The organism is Pectobacterium carotovorum, assembly GCF_033898505.1.
GTDB lineage: Bacteria > Pseudomonadota > Gammaproteobacteria > Enterobacterales > Enterobacteriaceae > Pectobacterium > Pectobacterium carotovorum_J.
In genome coordinates, this window is record NZ_JAXAFK010000003.1 from 441,277 (window position 1) to 459,072 (window position 17,796).

At 52.1% G+C, this 17,796-nt stretch carries 14 protein-coding genes; 4 read left to right on the forward strand and 10 right to left on the reverse strand.

Annotated features, from left to right (window positions below):
- Positions 1–28 precede the first annotated feature (28 nt).
- Positions 29–1,030: a zinc-binding alcohol dehydrogenase family protein gene (locus R9X49_RS16645; RefSeq protein ID WP_319849449.1), complete on the forward strand. Its 1,002-nt coding sequence runs from the start codon at positions 29–31 to the stop codon at positions 1,028–1,030.
- 54 nt (positions 1,031–1,084) lie between these two features.
- Here R9X49_RS16645 and serA read toward each other — a convergent pair whose 3' ends face one another.
- Both serA and rpiA read right to left on the reverse strand, forming a co-directional pair.
- Positions 1,085–2,317 (reverse strand): phosphoglycerate dehydrogenase, encoded by a 1,233-nt coding sequence (serA, locus tag R9X49_RS16650; protein WP_319849450.1) that lies wholly within the window; start codon positions 2,315–2,317, stop codon positions 1,085–1,087.
- A 294-nt stretch (positions 2,318–2,611) separates the two neighbouring features.
- A complete protein-coding gene (gene rpiA / locus R9X49_RS16655; RefSeq protein ID WP_263058102.1) occupies positions 2,612–3,271 on the reverse strand; it encodes a ribose-5-phosphate isomerase RpiA in 660 nt (219 codons plus the stop codon).
- Positions 3,272–3,511: 240 nt separating this feature from the next.
- On the opposite strand from rpiA, the gene R9X49_RS16660 reads away from it, so the two are divergent.
- Positions 3,512–4,405: a LysR family transcriptional regulator ArgP gene (locus R9X49_RS16660; protein ID WP_319849452.1), complete on the forward strand. Its 894-nt coding sequence runs from the start codon at positions 3,512–3,514 to the stop codon at positions 4,403–4,405.
- Between the two features lie 105 nt (positions 4,406–4,510).
- Here R9X49_RS16660 and R9X49_RS16665 read toward each other — a convergent pair whose 3' ends face one another.
- The 7 genes from R9X49_RS16665 to tkt form a co-directional block, all read right to left on the reverse strand.
- Positions 4,511–5,236 (reverse strand): oxidative stress defense protein, encoded by a 726-nt coding sequence (locus R9X49_RS16665; protein WP_319849566.1) that lies wholly within the window; start codon positions 5,234–5,236, stop codon positions 4,511–4,513.
- A 205-nt stretch (positions 5,237–5,441) separates the two neighbouring features.
- Entirely contained in the window at positions 5,442–6,056 is a 615-nt protein-coding gene (gene argO, locus R9X49_RS16670) for an arginine exporter ArgO (RefSeq protein WP_319849453.1), read from the reverse strand.
- A gap of 206 nt (positions 6,057–6,262) precedes the next feature.
- A complete protein-coding gene (mscS, locus tag R9X49_RS16675) occupies positions 6,263–7,138 on the reverse strand; it encodes a small-conductance mechanosensitive channel MscS (protein WP_319849454.1) in 876 nt (291 codons plus the stop codon).
- A 125-nt stretch (positions 7,139–7,263) separates the two neighbouring features.
- Positions 7,264–8,340 carry a class II fructose-bisphosphate aldolase gene (gene fbaA / locus R9X49_RS16680; protein WP_319849455.1) on the reverse strand — a complete coding sequence of 359 codons (1,077 nt, stop codon included), beginning with the start codon at positions 8,338–8,340 and terminating at the stop codon, positions 7,264–7,266.
- Between the two features lie 136 nt (positions 8,341–8,476).
- On the reverse strand, positions 8,477–9,640 hold the full coding sequence (gene pgk, locus R9X49_RS16685; protein WP_319849456.1) for a phosphoglycerate kinase: 1,164 nt from the start codon (positions 9,638–9,640) through the stop codon (positions 8,477–8,479).
- Positions 9,641–9,712: 72 nt separating this feature from the next.
- Positions 9,713–10,729 (reverse strand): erythrose-4-phosphate dehydrogenase, encoded by a 1,017-nt coding sequence (gene epd / locus R9X49_RS16690; RefSeq protein ID WP_319849568.1) that lies wholly within the window; start codon positions 10,727–10,729, stop codon positions 9,713–9,715.
- 314 nt (positions 10,730–11,043) lie between these two features.
- Positions 11,044–13,038, reverse strand: a complete 1,995-nt coding sequence (gene tkt, locus R9X49_RS16695) for a transketolase (protein ID WP_319849458.1) — start codon at positions 13,036–13,038, stop codon at positions 11,044–11,046.
- A 409-nt stretch (positions 13,039–13,447) separates the two neighbouring features.
- Between tkt and R9X49_RS16700 the strand changes: the two genes are divergently transcribed.
- Complete coding sequence (locus R9X49_RS16700; RefSeq protein ID WP_319849459.1) at positions 13,448–14,200, forward strand: M48 family metallopeptidase; 753 nt, start codon at positions 13,448–13,450, stop codon at positions 14,198–14,200.
- A gap of 678 nt (positions 14,201–14,878) precedes the next feature.
- Positions 14,879–15,424: a helix-turn-helix transcriptional regulator gene (locus R9X49_RS16705; protein ID WP_319849570.1), complete on the forward strand. Its 546-nt coding sequence runs from the start codon at positions 14,879–14,881 to the stop codon at positions 15,422–15,424.
- A gap of 59 nt (positions 15,425–15,483) precedes the next feature.
- Here the strand turns inward: R9X49_RS16705 and speA are convergent, their stop codons facing one another.
- The gene (gene speA, locus R9X49_RS16710) at positions 15,484–17,466 is read right to left on the reverse strand and encodes a biosynthetic arginine decarboxylase (RefSeq protein WP_319849461.1); all 1,983 of its coding nucleotides are present in this window, start codon (positions 17,464–17,466) and stop codon (positions 15,484–15,486) included.
- Positions 17,467–17,796 lie beyond the last annotated feature (330 nt).

Below are 17,796 nucleotides of genomic sequence, written 5' to 3' on the forward strand. Positions count from 1 at the left end.
GCATTCTGAAAATACTGAGGAACAGACCATGACCGCTCATGCGATAGCCGTTGATCCACAACAGCCAGAAAACTTCATTGCCATCACTCAGGACATTCCTGAACCCGGCGAATACGATCTGTTGGTCGGCGTAAAAGCCATTTCCGTCAATCCCGTAGATACCAAAGTCCATGCTGGGTTACGTCAGAATGGATTACAGCAGCCCCGAATTCTCGGCTGGGATGCCAGCGGCATCGTGCTGAAAACCGGCAGCGCCGTGAGCGACCTTCAGGTAGGCGATGAAGTCTGGTACGCCGGCGACATCACCCGTCCCGGCAGCAACACCACTCATCAGCTGATTGATTCACGTATCGTTGCGCGTAAGCCTGTGTCTCTGGACTGGGCAGCCGCAGCCGCACTGCCGCTCACGGCACTGACCGCATGGGAAGGATTGTTCGAACACCTGAAAATACAGCAGGCCGACAGCGAGAAAACGCTGTTGATTATCGGTGGCGCGGGCGGCGTAGGATCCCTTGCGATTTCTCTGGCAGCACTGCGCAGTTCAGTGAACATCATCACTACCGCGTCGCAGCCTGACTCGGCAGAGTGGTGCCGCCAACGCGGTGCACATAAGGTCGTAGATTACCGCAATCTGGTCGAGTCTCTGGCAAAAGAAGGGATCAAACAGGTCGATTACATTTTCTGCCTGAACGATACGGACGGGCACTGGGATGCCATCAGCAAACTGATCGCACCAATGGGCCACATTTGCACCATCGTAGAAAACAAAAACCCGCTCGACCAAACGGCGTTGAAACTCAAGAGCGCAGCGCTGCACTGGGAATTAATGTTTACCCGCAGCATGTTCACCACGCCGGATATCGCCGAACAGGGGAATATTTTGCACGAAGTCGCACAGCTGGTGGATGCAGGAAAACTTCAGGGAACCGCCAGCGAAACGCTGCAAGGATTAACGGTAGACACGCTGAAGCAGGCTCACGATAAAGTGCTGGAAGGGCATATGCGCGGCAAGATCGTTATCGCGCTGTAATAACGCAATCAGCCCCTTACGGGGCTGATTAATAACTCACGGCTCAATCACACATCAGAACAGCAGACGGGCACGAATAGTACCTGGAATCGCCTTCATCAGTTGCAGCGCCGTTTGCGCGCCGTCGGTTTCGACATCAATGACCACATAACCAATTTCAGGTGTCGTTTGCAGATACTGCGCGGCAATGTTAATGCCCTGCTCAGCAAAGATCTGGTTAATTTTGGTAATAATGCCAGGACGATTTTCATGGATGTGCAGCAGGCGGCTGGCGCGTGCGCCATGAACAGGCAGCGACACTTCCGGGAAATTCACCGCAGACAGCGTAGACCCGTTGTCTGAATATTTCGCCAGTTTTCCGGCCACTTCATCACCGATGTTTTCCTGCGCTTCCTGCGTAGAACCACCGATATGCGGCGTTAGCAGCACGTTGTCAAACTCGCACAGCGGCGACAGGAATGGATCGCTGTTGGTCGCAGGTTCCTGTGGGAACACGTCAATGGCCGCACCAGACAGATGCTTGCTGCTCAGCACTTCGCACAGAGCAGGAATATCAACTACCGTACCACGAGCAGCGTTAATCAGGATGGAACCCGGCTTCATCAGCGCCAGCTCTTCTGCACCCATCATATTCTGCGTGCTGTCATTTTCCGGCACGTGCAGGCTCACGACGTCGCTCATATTCAGCAGGTCGGACAGGTGGCGCACCTGCTGAGCATTACCCAGCGGTAATTTACTTTCGATATCATAGAAGTAAACGTGCATGCCCAAGCTTTCAGCCAGAATACCCAACTGAGTACCGATATGACCGTAGCCGATGATCCCCAGCTTTTTGCCGCGCGCTTCAAACGAGCCGACAGCCAGTTTGTGCCAGATACCACGGTGCGCTTTCGCGTTCGCCGCCGGGATACCGCGCAGCATCAGCAGCATTTCGCCGATCACCATTTCTGCCACGGATCGGGTATTGGAAAACGGTGCGTTAAATACTGGGATACCGCGTTTGGTCGCGGCCGACAGATCAACCTGATTAGTCCCGATACAGAAACACCCTACTGCGATCAGTTTTTCCGCAGCAGCAAAAATCTCTTCTGTCAGATGGGTACGCGAGCGAATACCCACAAAGTGCGCATCGCGGATGGAAGCTTTCAACTCCTCAGGATCCAGCGCGCCCTTATGGAACTCAATGTTGGTGTAACCGGCTGCACGCAGGTTATCCAGCGCGCTCTGGTGCACGCCTTCCACTAACAGAAACTTAATCTTGTCTTTTTCCAGTGATACCTTTGCCATTTCCCGACCTTATTTTCAGACTTCAAATGTGACAGAGTGCTAAATAGCCTCTGCCAACATAACAAAAATTACGCAGTCAGCAATACAAACGATTGCTTCGCCCGAATCACGCCACAGAGAGGCGCGCCTGATTTATGGCAAAAAATATTGCCAAAGATGTGCATCGCCATATCGACGATAAATAAAATAAGAAAATGTGATATTAAGTACCAAAAATGAGCCGTTAACTAAATAGATTTTTTTAGCTAAAAAATTTCTGACGTGGACGTTCACCACGTCAGAACGATCTCGTACTCATTTGACGACGGTTTTTACCCCATCAGCCGTGCCGACTAATGCGACATCCGCGCCGCGGTTAGCGAACAGCCCAACGGTCACCACGCCGGGGATACCGTTGATGTGGTTTTCTACTGCGACCGCATCCATGATATTCAGGTTGTGCACATCCAGAATGACGTTGCCGTTATCCGTCACGACGCCCTGACGGTAGACCGGCTGCCCGCCCAGCTTCGCCAGTTCGCGAGCCACGTAAGACCGCGCCATCGGAATCACTTCAACTGGCAGCGGGAATTTACCCAGTACATCAACCTGCTTGGATGCATCAACAATGCAAATGAACTGGCGCGACAGTGCCGAAATGATTTTCTCGCGGGTCAGCGCCGCACCACCGCCTTTAATCATCTGCATGTGGCCGTTGATCTCATCCGCACCATCGACATAAACATCCAGCGAATCTACCTCATTGGCGTCAAAAACGGGGATACCCAGACTTTTCAGCTTTTCCGTTGAGGCATCCGAGCTGGAAACCGCGCCTTTGATTTGATGTTTTATCGAACCCAGCGCATCAATAAAGTGCGCTGCCGTCGATCCGGTTCCTACTCCCACAATGGTGTCCGGGCGGACGTAGTCGAGCGCTGCCCATCCCACTGCTTTTTTCAGTTCATCTTGCGTCATAATCTGCTTCTGGCCTGTAGAATCGATATACGAAAACGTGTGCGTATTATAGAACATGCTCGTTGTAGAAAGCGTGCAAATTCACTTCACCGCCGATGCATTATTTCATGCGCCCCATTTCACACCTACCCTGCTGAATCGTGATTGCGCACAACAGCCAAAATAAGATTTCTGCATGGCAAATCAGCAAAATGTGGCATAGTGAAAAAAAACAGACTCATTCAGAGGATTTTGACTTTCATGAAACGCCCGGACTATCGAACGCTTCAGGCTCTGGATGCCGTCATCCGCGAGCGTGGTTTTGAGCGCGCCGCCCAAAAATTGTGTATTACCCAATCTGCCGTTTCGCAGCGAATCAAACAGCTGGAAAACCTGTTCGGCCAGCCGCTATTAGTCAGAACCATTCCCCCCCGCCCGACGGAACAAGGGCAGAAGCTACTGGCGCTGCTGCATCAGGTTGAGCTGCTGGAAGAAGAGTGGCTGGGAAATGAAACCAATAGCGATATCCCGCTGCTGCTGTCGCTGGCGGTGAACGCCGACAGTCTGGCAACCTGGCTGCTGCCCGCATTACAGCCAGTGCTGGTCGATTCACCGATTCGCCTTAACTTGCAGGTAGAAGATGAAACGCGCACGCAGGAAAGGCTGCGCCGGGGTGAAGTGGTGGGTGCAGTGAGTATTCAGTCACAGCCGCTGCCGAGCTGTCTGGTGGATAAACTGGGCGCACTGGATTATCTGTTTGTGGCCTCTCCGACCTTTGCCGCCCGCTATTTTCCCAATGGCGTGACGCGTTCGGCGCTGCTGCGCGCACCTGCGGTCGCCTTCGACCATCTGGATGATATGCATCAGGCTTTTTTACAGCAAAACTTTGATTTATCGCCGGGCAGCGTTCCCTGCCACATCGTGAATTCGTCGGAAGCCTTTGTACAACTGGCTCGACAAGGCACGACCTGCTGCATGATCCCACATCTGCAAATCGAGAAAGAATTGGCCAATAACGAGTTAGTCGATCTGACGCCGGGGCTGTTTCAGCGTCGGATGCTCTACTGGCACCGCTTCGCGCCGGAAAGCCGGATGATGAGAAAAGTGACGGACGCCCTGCTCTCGCACGGTCATCAGGTACTGCGGCAGTCATAACGTACTGAGAAGATGAGACTGAAGTCATGATAAAAAACAACAGGCCTGACTAAGCAGGCCTGTTGTTCTCATCACGGTTTACACCACAATGGCTTAAGGTTTTCGCTACGGCGTACGCTGTAGCTCAAACACGACATCCACCTGATCGTCAAAGTGAATGGTTTGTTGTTCATAAGTTTGCGCCGCTTCGCTTTGCACCGCCGCGTCTGCCGTTTTAAACATCCGCGCCATTGGCATCGGCTGATAATTGGCAACGTGGTAGCGAACGCTATAAATCGGCCCCAGCTTGGCGTTAAAGCCCTGCGCCAGCGCGGCAGCCTGACTTGTCGCCTGCTCAATAGCTTTCTTGCGCGCTTCATCACGATAGGCTTCTGGATTGGCAACGCCTAATTCTACCGTGCGAATCTCATTCAGCCCCGATTTCAACGCCCCATCCAGCAGTTCATTCAGTTTGTCTAACTGGCGCAGCGTCACTTCCACCTGACGCACGGCACGATAGCCTTTCAGCACTGAACCGCCCGTTTTCAGATAGTCATATTCTGGCTGTGTGCGTAAATTGGCGGCATTAATATCTTTTTTCTCAATGCCATTTTTACCCAGAAAATCAAAATATTGTGCAACACGGGCATCAACCTGCTTTTTCGCTTCCGCCGCATCCTTCGATGACACGCTGACTTCGATCGCCAGACGTGCGATATCCGGCGTCGCATCTACGCTGGATGTCCCTGACGTCACGATATGCGGACCATCCGGCAGTTCCGCAGCCTGAGCGGCCATCGACATACCGCCCAATCCTACCGCAGCGGCCAGCGCCAGTGCATTTAGCTTCATCATACCTCGCTTCACACTCTCTCCTTACTTATGTTTCGTCACGCATGTGGTCCAGCAGATTTTTCCTGCTTCGGCACAGTACGTTCCAGAATGAAAGATACAAGAAGGGTATCTTTTACCAGATAACATAACGTATTACCGACTCCACACAATATAGGTGAATTTCTGAAACGTAGCGTAAGGTGATGTCATTTATTTCCAACCATTATTGCCAGCCGTGCCGCGCCAGCTGTAAGGCAATGCCCCACATCACCACGCCGACAAAAAAGTTGATGACCCGCTGTACCCGAGGCGTATTCAGCCACGGTGCCAGCCAGGCAGCCAAGAGCGCCAGCGCAAAGAACCAGGTGAAAGACGCGGTCATCGTCCCCAGCGCAAACCAGCTCCGGGCATCATCCGCAAACTGGCTCCCTAGACTCCCCAGCACCACAAAGGTGTCCAGATAGACGTGCGGATTCAACCAGGTCACGGCCAGCATGGTAGCAATAATGCGCCAACGGCTTTGTTTCATCACCTCGGCGCTGGCGAGCATAATATTTTTGCTGAAGGCCGTTTTCATCGCTCCCCAGCCGAACCAGAGCAGGAACGCAACACCGCCCCAGGTTACTGCTGCCAGCAATAGCGAAGACTGACTAAGCAGTGCGCTGCCGCCAAAAATACCGGCGGTAATCAACACCATATCGCTCAAAGCACATAACAGCGCCACCATCAGGTGGTACTGCCGGCGAATTCCCTGATTCATCACAAACGCATTCTGCGGCCCCAAAGGCAAAATCATCGCCGCCCCCAACAGAACGCCCTGCAAATACACCGCCCACATACTTCTCTCCTACCCCGTTTGTTGTTATCGCGGAGGAGTTTATGGAAGCCGATTAAATAAGTGAAATTGAATATTCTAACGCTACATTAGCTAAGCTAATGTGCTGAAGGCGGGTAAAAGCGAGGTTGAATGAGAAGGCGATTTCTGATGATGCACCATGCCAATGTCAGGACATGGTGCCTATTTGGGTGCTTATATCAGCGAGTTTATTCTGGCTGTTTCGCTACGGGTTGTACGTCTACAGATGGTACGTTATGCAGGTGCACGTCCATTTGCGGATAAGGAATGCCAATACGGTGCTCATCCAGCACGCGTTTAAAGCTTTCCAGCAGATCCCAATACACCGCCTGCGCGTTGCCGTTGGTTGTCCACACCCACACCACAAAATTCAGTGATGACGCTGCCATTTCATTCAGGCGGATCGTGACGCCCTTGTCGTGCTGGATACGTTCATCCGCCGCGACAATATCGCCCAGCAGCTTTTTCACCACGTCGATATCGGCATCATAAGCCACACCGACAATAATTTCGGTACGGCGATCTGGCTCACGTGAACTGTTGATGATGTTACCAGCAATGATTTTGCCATTCGGCACCACGATAATTTTGCCGTCAGAGGTACGCAGCGTCGTCGAGAAGATCTGCACCTGTGTGACCGAGCCAGACACGCCGCCTAAGTCCACCCATTCGCCGGTACGGAAAGGTCGGAAAATCACCAGCAAGACACCCGCAGCAAAGTTGGCTAACGACCCCTGCAATGCCAGACCAACAGCCAAGCCTGCCGCACCCAGCACGGCAATGACCGATGCCGTCTGCACGCCAACCCGACTCAATACTGCAATCAGCGTGAACGCGATAATGCCATAGCGCACCAGCGCAGAGAGGAAATCAGCCACGGTAGAATCGATAGACCGGCTAATCATCAATTTATTGATAGTGCCGGAAACGATCCGAGCGATCACCAGACCAACGATGAGGATCACTAATGCGGCGACAATATTCACGGCATACTGCAAAAACAAGTTCTGATGCGTCACCAACCAGTTCCCCGCCTGATCCAGACTCGTATTAAGTTCTTCCATTTGAAAGCTCCTGTTTTTTAATCACTGGGAAAGCATAACGCCCATCACTTAAAGCGCAACATTACCACCAAAAATTAAGGCTCCCGTAGGAGCCTTAGCATCAAATCATGTTTACGTCGTCTGTCTTACAGCACATCAACAGCGTTAAGCTCTTTGAAGGCTTGTTCCAGACGCGTCACCATGCTTGCCTGAGCGGCACGCAGCCACACACGCGGGTCATAGTATTTCTTGTTTGGCTGGTCTTCGCCTTTCGGGTTACCCAATTGGCCTTGCAGATAAGCTTCGTTATCTTTGTAGTACTTCAGGATACCTTCCCACGTTGCCCACTGGGTGTCGGTATCGATGTTCATTTTCACCACGCCGTAGCTAACGGAATCTTTGATTTCCTGCGCGCTTGAACCAGAACCACCGTGGAACACGAAGTCCAGGCTGTTGTGCGGCAGGTTATGTTTCTTGGAAACATATTCCTGAGAATCACGCAGGATGGTTGGAGTCAGCTTCACGTTACCTGGCTTGTAGACGCCGTGTACGTTACCGAAAGAGGCAGCGATGGTGAAACGTGGGCTGATCGCGTTCAGTTTGGTGTACGCGTAGTCAACGTCTTCTGGCTGAGTGTACAGAGCAGAAGCGTCCATGTGGCTGTTATCCACGCCGTCTTCTTCACCACCGGTACAACCCAGTTCGATTTCCAGGGTCATATCGATTTTGGCCATACGCGCCAGATACTTAGAACAGATTTCGATGTTCTCTTCCAGAGACTCTTCAGACAGATCGATCATGTGAGAAGAGAACAGAGGTTTGCCAGTAGCCGCGAAGTGTTTTTCACCCGCGTCCAGCAGGCCATCGATCCACGGCAGCAGTTTCTTGGCACAGTGGTCAGTGTGCAGAATGACCGGAACACCATAATGCTCAGCCATTTGGTGAACATGATGAGCGCCAGAAATCGCCCCCAAAATTGCCGCCTGCTGGCCTTCTGCTTTCAGACCTTTACCCGCGATGAATGCTGCACCGCCGTTAGAGAACTGAACGATGACCGGCGCGCGTACTTTGGCTGCGGCTTCCAGAACAGCATTGATTGAGTCGGTACCGACACAGTTCACTGCTGGCAAAGCGAATTGGTTTTCTTTTGCTACTGCGAAAACTTTCTGAACGTCATCACCAGTGATGACACCGGGTTTTACGAAATCAAAAATTTTAGACATGTTACGTGTCCCGTTTCGTTGGCCGTGGAGGGGTTAGAGAGATCGATGTTAAATCGACAGGCTGTCTCGACACGCTATGGCATAACGGCATGCCGAGACAACCACAGGAAAGGGAAAAAGCAGCCCTTACCTTAAATTACTGCTTGGCGCGTTCTTCCAGCATAACCACTGCTGGCAGTTTTTTCCCTTCAACGAACTCCAGGAATGCACCACCACCGGTAGAAATGTAGGAGATTTTGTCAGCAATACCAAACAGATCGATCGCAGCCAGCGTATCGCCGCCGCCTGCGATAGAGAATGCTTCGCTATCTGCGATCGCACGGGCAATGGTCTCGGTTCCTTTACGGAAGTTCGGGAATTCGAAGACGCCAACCGGGCCATTCCACAGGATGGTCTTGGCATTCTTCAGAATTTCAGCCAAACGCTCAGCGGAAACATCACCCAGATCCAGAATCTGCTCTTCGTCTTTGATTGCTGTAACAGACTTCAGCGTTGCGGCTGCAGTTTCAGAAAATTCTGACGCAACACGCACATCGCTCGGTACAGGAATATCACAGGTTTCCAACAGCTTTTTCGCTTCAGGAATCAGGTCAGCTTCGTACAGGGATTTACCCACGTTGTGGCCTTGTGCAGCAACGAAGGTGTTAGCGATACCGCCACCGACGATCAGCTGATCGGCGATTTTAGACAGGGAATCCAGCACGGTCAGCTTGGTGGAGACTTTAGAACCACCGACAATAGCGACCATCGGACGTGCTGGTTCGCTCAATGCTTTACCCAGCGCTTCCAACTCACCAGACAGCAGCGGGCCCGCACAGGCGATAGGCGCAAATTTACCCACGCCGTGAGTGGAAGCCTGCGCACGGTGTGCAGTACCGAATGCGTCCATCACGAACACATCGCACAGCGCCGCGTATTTCTTGGACAGGACTTCGTCGTCTTTCTTCTCGCCTTTGTTAAAGCGAACGTTTTCCAGTACAACCAGCTCGCCTTCGGCGACATCAACACCATCAAGATAGTCTTTCGCCAGACGTACAGGAGAAGACAGTTTCTCTTTCAGGTAGTCAACAACAGGCAGCAGAGAAAATTCTTCGTTGTATTCGCCTTCGGTCGGACGTCCCAGGTGGGAAGTGACCATAACGCGAGCGCCTTGTTTCAGAGCGATTTCGATGGTCGGCAGAGAGGCACGGATGCGCGCATCAGACGTCACTTTCCCTTCTTTTACTGGTACGTTCAGATCCGCACGAATAAGAACACGTTTACCAGCCAGATCCAGATCGGTCATCTTAATTACAGACATGGTGAATCCTCTTGTTGATTCTCTTTTAAAGTTGCTTGAGCGAGATAGCGACCCCTGATCGCCACCGTCGTACTAGAAACCGCAGGCTGCCATCGCCCGTGTTGTGTCCAACATCCGGTTGGCAAAGCCCCATTCGTTATCGCACCAGACCAATGTTTTAATCAGATGCTGACCACTGACCCGTGTCTGCGTGCCGTCAACAATGGCACTGTGCGGATCGTGGTTAAAATCAGCTGACACTAATGGCAATTCAGTATAATCAACTATACCACGAAACGACTCATGCGCTGATTTTTGCAATAGTGCATTAATTTCATTCACGTTTACGGCTTTCCTGACGCTAACACTCAGGTCAATTGCCGTGACGTTAATCGTCGGCACCCGCACCGAGATCGCCTCAAAACGATCGACAAACTGTGGAAAAATACGGGTGATCCCCGCCGACAGTTTGGTATCTACCGGAATGATCGACTGGCTGGCGGCTCGTGTACGCCGCAGATCGTGATGATAAGCATCGATCACCGGCTGATCGTTCATTGATGAGTGAATCGTCGTCACCGTACCATTTTCGATGCCGAAGGCATCATCCAGCAGTTTGATCACCGGGATAATGCAGTTGGTCGTACAGGACGCATTGGAAACAATACGATGCCCATGCTCCAACTGATGGTGATTGACGCCAAACACTACCGTGGCATCCAGATCCGTCGTTCCCGGATGAGAAAACAGCACTTTCTTTGCGCCTGCCGCCAGATGGGCTTCCCCATCTTCCCGGCTGCCGTAGACACCGCTGCAATCCAGCACGATATCGACACCGAGTTCTCGCCAGGGCAACTGCTGAATTTCTACCTGATGCAACAGGCGAATACAGTCATCGCCAATATAAAGCTGATCGCACTCCTGACGCACATCCCACGAAAAACGGCCGTGGCTGGAATCATACTTGAGCAAATGCGCCATGCCTTCCGCGCTCGCCAGCTCGTTAATCGCCACAACGGCAATCTCAGCTCGGCGGCCTGATTCATACAACGCACGTAAAACACTGCGGCCGATGCGGCCAAAACCGTTTATCGCAATACGGATCGTCATGGCGTTCTTTGTGGTTCCTTGTGTCATGGCAGGGTTACCCAGCGCATAGGATATACCCTTCTTAGACACCAGAGAACCCCTGGCTAAACGCCGTCAGCACCACAACTGAAACGCTTCAGCTAGAATAAACGAATTAACGCATAAAAGAAATATTCTCGTCTGGCACACGCCAGAAGAGTGACCTGCGTCATAAAAATGAAAAAACGGTGTCTGGGGAGCAGACAACGCGCATCAAGAGGGAAGTTAAATTCAAGATGAAAAAAAGCCGCCAGCGTTAGCTGACGGCTTCTCATATCGGGGTTAACGCGGCGTGATTACTTCAGCAATGCCTGCGCTTTTTCGACCACGTTATCGACCGTAAAGCCGAATTCTTCGAACAGCAGTTCAGCCGGAGCCGATTCGCCGAAGCTCGTCATGCCGACAATTGCGCCGTTCAGGCCAACATACTTGAACCAGTAGTCCGCGATACCCGCTTCAATCGCCACGCGCGCCGATACTGCTTTCGGCAGCACCGCTTCACGGTAGGCCGCATCCTGCTTGTCAAACGCATCCGTAGACGGCATCGACACCACGCGTACCTTGCGGCCTGCGGCAGTCAGCTTGTCATACGCCCCGACAGCCAGTTCGACTTCAGAACCGGTGGCAATCAGGATCAGCTCAGGCTGGCCGTCGCTGTCTTTCAGCACGTAGCCGCCTTTCGCCACGTTCGCCAGCTGCTCGGCGGTACGTGACTGCTGTGCCAGATTCTGACGGGACAGGATCAGCGACGTCGGGCCATCCTGACGCTCAATGGCGTATTTCCACGCCACCGCCGTTTCCACCTGGTCTGCCGGACGCCAGTTGCTCATGTTCGGCGTCACGCGCAGGCTGGCCAGCTGTTCAACCGGCTGGTGCGTCGGGCCGTCTTCGCCCAGACCGATGGAGTCGTGGGTGTAAACGTAGATGCTGCGGATTTTCATCAGCGCGGCCATACGCACGGCGTTACGCGCGTATTCCACGAACATCAGGAAGGTCGCGGTGTACGGCACAAAGCCACCGTGCAGCGCAATCCCGTTGGCAATCGCCGTCATGCCGAATTCGCGCACGCCGTAGTGGATGTAGTTGCCCGCGTGGTCTTTATCCAGCGATACCGAGCCGGACCAGATGGTCAGGTTACTCGGTGCCAGGTCGGCAGAGCCGCCCAGGAATTCTGGCAGCAGCTTGCCGTAGGCTTCCAGCGCGTTCTGTGAGGCTTTGCGGCTGGCGATTTTCGCCGGATTGGCCTGCAAATCGTCGATAAATTTCTGTGCGTCCGCCTGCCAGTTGGCCGGCAGTTCACCGCCGGTGCGGCGTTTGAACTCGGCAGCCAGTTCCGGGTACGCGCTGGCGTAGGCGGCAAACGCCTCGTCCCAGGCCGCTTCCTTACGCTGACCGGCCGGTTTGGCATCCCAGGCCGCATAAATGTCAGCCGGGATCTCAAACGGTGCATACGCCCAGCCCAGCTGTTCGCGGGAGGCCGCTACTTCTGCATCGCCCAGCGGCGCGCCGTGGGAGTCGTGCGTACCGGCCTTGTTCGGTGAACCGAAGCCAATCACGGTTTTGCACATCAGCAGCGATGGCTTGTCGGTCACCAGCTGAGCTTCGCCGATGGCGCGTTTGATGGCGTCTGCATCGTGGCCGTCCACGCCGCGCACGACGTGCCAGCCGTAGGCTTCAAAGCGGGCCGCGGTATCGTCGGTAAACCAGCCTTCAACGTGGCCGTCGATGGAGATGCCGTTGTCATCATAAAACGCGGTCAGTTTGCCGAGCTTCATGGTGCCGGCCAGCGAGCAGACTTCGTGGGAAATCCCTTCCATCATGCAGCCGTCGCCCAGGAAGGCGTAGGTGTGATGGTCGACAATCTCGTGGCCCGGACGGTTGAACTGGGCCGCCAGCGTGCGCTCGGCAATCGCCATACCGACCGCGTTGGCAATCCCCTGACCCAGCGGGCCGGTGGTGGTTTCGACGCCGGCAGTGTAGCCGTATTCCGGGTGACCCGGAGTTTTGGAGTGCAGCTGGCGGAAGTTCTTCAGTTCTTCAATCGGCAGGTCGTAGCCGGAGAGATGCAGCAGGCTGTAAATCAGCATGGACGCGTGGCCATTGGACAGCACGAAGCGGTCGCGGTTGGCCCAGTTGGGGTTGGCCGGATTATGGTTGAGGTAATCGCGCCACAGCACTTCGGCGATATCGGCCATGCCCATCGGTGCGCCCGGGTGACCGGATTTGGCTTTCTGCACCCCATCCATGCTCAGCGCGCGGATAGCATTGGCAAGTTCTTTACGAGAGGACATGCTTGACTCCAGATCGGATTGAACGACTGCCCTTCCTGTAAAACAAATAAAAATCAATAAGTTAAACAAGAATGACAAAATAAATATGATTACAAATGTACATGAAAAATGTAGCGAATGCACATGGAACCGTGAGCAAAAAACAGGGATTTATCGGCTGACGAATCAATGGCAGTTCTTTTACCAATTGTGCAGTTGATTACAGCGCTATACGCGATGTTTTCTAGTGGGTTTACCTTTATTCGACGCACCTTTTCGGAACGCCCCAGAAACAAAATACATCGCCTACGGGCTACCGTAAAAATACAAATCAGATTTTCCGATCTATTTCTCAATGTCGTTTTCGGGTAGTTTATAGCCGATTTTCTTTCGTACTAAAAACAAACACAATCGTAGGGAGATGATTTTTATGGTAATTCGTTCTTCTGTGCTGGCGCTGTGTGTCGCAACGTTGCTGACCGGTTGCCAGAACTTAAACACTAATACCTTAATGCAATCCGGTGCTCAGGCGTTTCAGGCGGCAACGCTCAGCGATGCTGATGTTAAATCACTCAGCAATCAGTCCTGTGAGCAAATGGATAAAGAGGCAAAAATTGCCCCTGCCGACAGCAAGTACACACAGCGCCTGAATAAAATTGCAGATGCACTGGGTCATGACATCAACGGTACACCAGCCAACTACAAGGTTTATCTGACAAAAGACGTTAACGCCTGGGCAATGGCTAACGGCTGTATCCGGGTGTACAGCGGCCTGATGGACATGATGAACGACAATGAAGTGGAAGGCGTTCTCGGCCACGAAATGGGCCACGTTGCGCTGGGGCACACGCGTAAAGCGATGCAGGTGGCCTATGCTGCGACTGCTGCTCGTACTGCTATCGCCTCCGCGGGTGGTGTCGCGCAGTCCTTGTCAGAATCTCAGTTAGCCGATCTGGGCGAAAAACTGGTTAATTCCCAGTTCTCTCAAACGCAGGAAACGCAGGCCGATGATTACTCCTTTGATTTGCTGAAGAAACGCGGCATCAATCGGGAAGGTCTGGCAAGCAGCTTTGAGAAACTCGCCAAACTTGATGCGGGCCATGAGAGCAGCATGTTTGATTCCCACCCTTCATCTGAAGGGCGCGCCAAACACATCCGTGAGCGCATTGCTGCCGAGAAGTAACCTCGCGTTCTGATAACTCACAAAGCAGACACACCGCGGGCAATTGAAAAAATCTCAATTGCCCGCTAGTCATCCGACCACTATCATCCCCGTCGTATTCGCTGTAAGCTGTCATGCAATTGCCATCTTTAATCTCACCATCGTCATGATGATAGGATTTAAGAATTAATCGATAATAAATAGATAGCTATTTTCAATCGCACTAATTTTTCGTTCTCTTTTTAAGAAACGATACTCAGTGGATTTCCAGACGCGGAAAAGCAGTAATCCACGAATGCGGCGACATACCGACAAACAGGCAACCACGATTAGTCCAGAGACCAACGTCTCAATCAGCAAGAATCTTGGGGTAACCCCCTGTATTTAAAGATAGAAATAAAACAGTAAATCAAGCATACTATGTTAAACCAATAAAATTTTTTCCAGTTCGATCATATAGATATATGATAAACCCTGTTGTCTCTTCCGCAGGTTTCTCTAGAGGCTCCACCTTTTAGCGATTTAACAGCATTTCAGGATCGCGATTTCTTAATAACTGGATAACATCAGCGGCAATTATTGGTTTGTGGCCACCTTCAGACAATAAACTCATATGTGTTAAAAATCATGGATGTGAGAATTTTCAGTAAATGCAATTTTACCACGGTAGGATTACGGGAAATCCTATCCAGTATCCCTATGCTCTCGATAAAGCCCGTCAACAGGTTTACGCTGCAGCAAGGCAAGAAAAAATGTATTTTCATCATTGACGGTAGCAGTGAAGGCTTTGAGGAATACTATGAGTCGATAAGAACTCACTTTTATAATATGGCGTCGTCATTCGTTATCATCAATAATTCCCCCAATCACCCTCCCGTGTGTATTGACGAAAAAACGATTCTTATTTCAAAGTCAGCTGCCATCGATTCTTTTTATAAATTACTCGATTTCGTCCACCTTCACGATCGCCGTTTATTCAGTCCCGTCAGGTTGTCAAAGTCTGAATATGCCGTATTCCAACACTGGTGTGCAGGCTACACGGCGGAAGCGATTGCCGATATCATCGGATTAAATAAGAAATCAGTACTGAACAGCAAATCACGATTACTGAATAAATATGGCGTTCAGGATAAAAACTCTTTACTGCTAATTGCTAAGATTATCTTCAAAGACAGCGTCATTGAAGAATTTGATTCCCTTCCCAAACCAGCAACCGATATCAATATAAGTAATTCGCTTATCTGATCGATAGCCGAAAAAAAGGGGATCCGCGCTCGCATCCCCTTTTACTTCGTCAGTCACACTTATTCTTCGTCTTCCAAATAAGTATAGCCGTACAGCCCAGACTCAAACTCTTCCATGAACTGCGCCTGAAGTTCAGCATCCAGATCGGTTTCTTTAACCTGATCGCGGAAACGGGTCATCAGCACTTCAGGGTCAAGCTGCACATATTCCAGCATGTCGGCAACCGTATTACCTTCGTCGGATTCTTCAATCTCAACGGTGCCGTCTTGGAAGACAAACACGTCAACGGTCGATGTATCGCCGAACAGGTTATGCATGTTCCCCAGAATTTCCTGATAGGCACCAACCATAAAGAAGCCCAGCAGCGGCGGATTTTCTGGATCGTAAGGCGGCATTGGCATCGTGGTCGCAATGCCGTCGCCATCGACATAATGATCGATCGTACCGTCGGAATCACAGGTGATGTCCAGCAGCACTGCACGGCGTTCAGGCTGCTTATCCAGCCCTTCCAGCGGCAGTACCGGGAACAGTTGATCGATACCCCATGCGTCCGGCATGGATTGGAACAGCGAGAAGTTGACATACAGCTTATCCGCCATCCGCTCCTGTAACTCATCAATCACCGGCCGGTGCGCACGGTTACTCGGATCCAACTGCTCCTGAATCAGCTTACAGATGCTCAGATAAAGCTGCTCTGCTTTCGCACGCTGTGTCAGATCCAACATGCCGTGCGTGTACTGGGTATGCACATCGTGCAAATCCATCTGGCTGTCATGCAGCCACTCACGTAGCGAACGGCGCTTTCCTGGCTGCTTGATTTCCTTCCAGGTCGACCACAGGCTCTCCAGCGCGCGCGGCGCATCTTCTTCCGGCTCGGTAGGTTCGCTGAATTCGTTGCGTTCCACCCCGATAATATTGGAAACCAGTACGGTATGGTGCGCGGTTACCGCACGACCGGATTCGGTGATCACCGTCGGATGCGGCAGCCCGTGTTCGTTACAGGCATCGCCGATGCCCCAAATCACGTTGTTGGCGTATTCATTCAGGCCATAGTTCACTGAACAATCGGACTGAGAGCGCGTGCCTTCATAGTCCACGCCCAAACCGCCACCGACGTCAAAACACTGGATATTCACGCCCAGCTTATGCAGCTCGACATAGAAACGCGCGGATTCACGTACGCCCGTCGCGATATCACGGATATTCGCCAGCTGCGATCCCAGATGGAAATGCAGCAGTTGCAGGCTATCCAACCGCCCCGCTTCACGCAGCATCTCAACCAGTTGCAGGACCTGAATCGCCGCCAGACCAAATTTGGATTTTTCGCCGCCGCTGGATTGCCACTTGCCCGAGCCCTGGGAAGCCAGACGAGCGCGGACGCCAAGACGCGGCACCACGTTCAAACGCTCGGCCTCTTCCAGCACCAGACGAATCTCGGACATCTTCTCGATGACCAGATACACCTTATGGCCCAGCTTTTCGCCGATGAGAGCCAGACGGATGTATTCACGGTCTTTATAGCCGTTACATACAATCACCGTGCGCGTCATGCCGGCGTGGCCCAGTACCGCCATCAGCTCAGCTTTTGAGCCAGCTTCCAGACCTAGCGGTTCACCGGAATTCGCCAGTGACTCAATGACGCGGCGGTGCTGGTTGACCTTAATGGGGTAAACCAGGAAATAGCCGCCTTCATAGCCAAAGGATTCGCGAGCCTGTTTAAACGCAGCGTTAATTGAACGCAGGCGATGCTGCAGGATTTGCGGAAAGCAGAACAGCGCAGGCAGGCGCTGATGGTGGTCTTTCTGCATATCTTTGACCAATCTGGCCAGATCGACGCGAGCTTCTGGTACGTCAGGATCCGGACACACGCTAATGTGGCCGAGCTCATTGACGTCATAGTAATTATTGCCCCACCAGGCAATATTGTAGGTACGAAGCATTTCGCTGGCATTACGGTCATTCATGGCAACCTCCTGCATAGAGCGCAAATTTTCATGTTTACCCGTCGCTGACGAGCCGTGATGAATCATGTCGTCAGACATAACGAACCTCTTCTTTTTCTAAACTGCTGATCACATCAGTACCTGAATAAACCGCCCACATGAGCATACCTGCAACATGCGGCGTCGACAGTGAAAAAACCGGCGTAGTGAAGTATGCCGTCACTTTATTACTCTTATTAGTGTAAAACACGTTGTCAGGCTCCGTGTTACGGGTCGATAAAACTCGTTGTGAAAATCACCGGGCGAACGTGACCAGAAAGGCGTTAAACGCTTCTGGCAGAAAGAATAACAGGCGGATTAACCAGCCCTGGAGTCCTGTGTCGAATTTAAAGACAGGCTACATCGGGAAACGGAAAAGAAGGGTTGAGT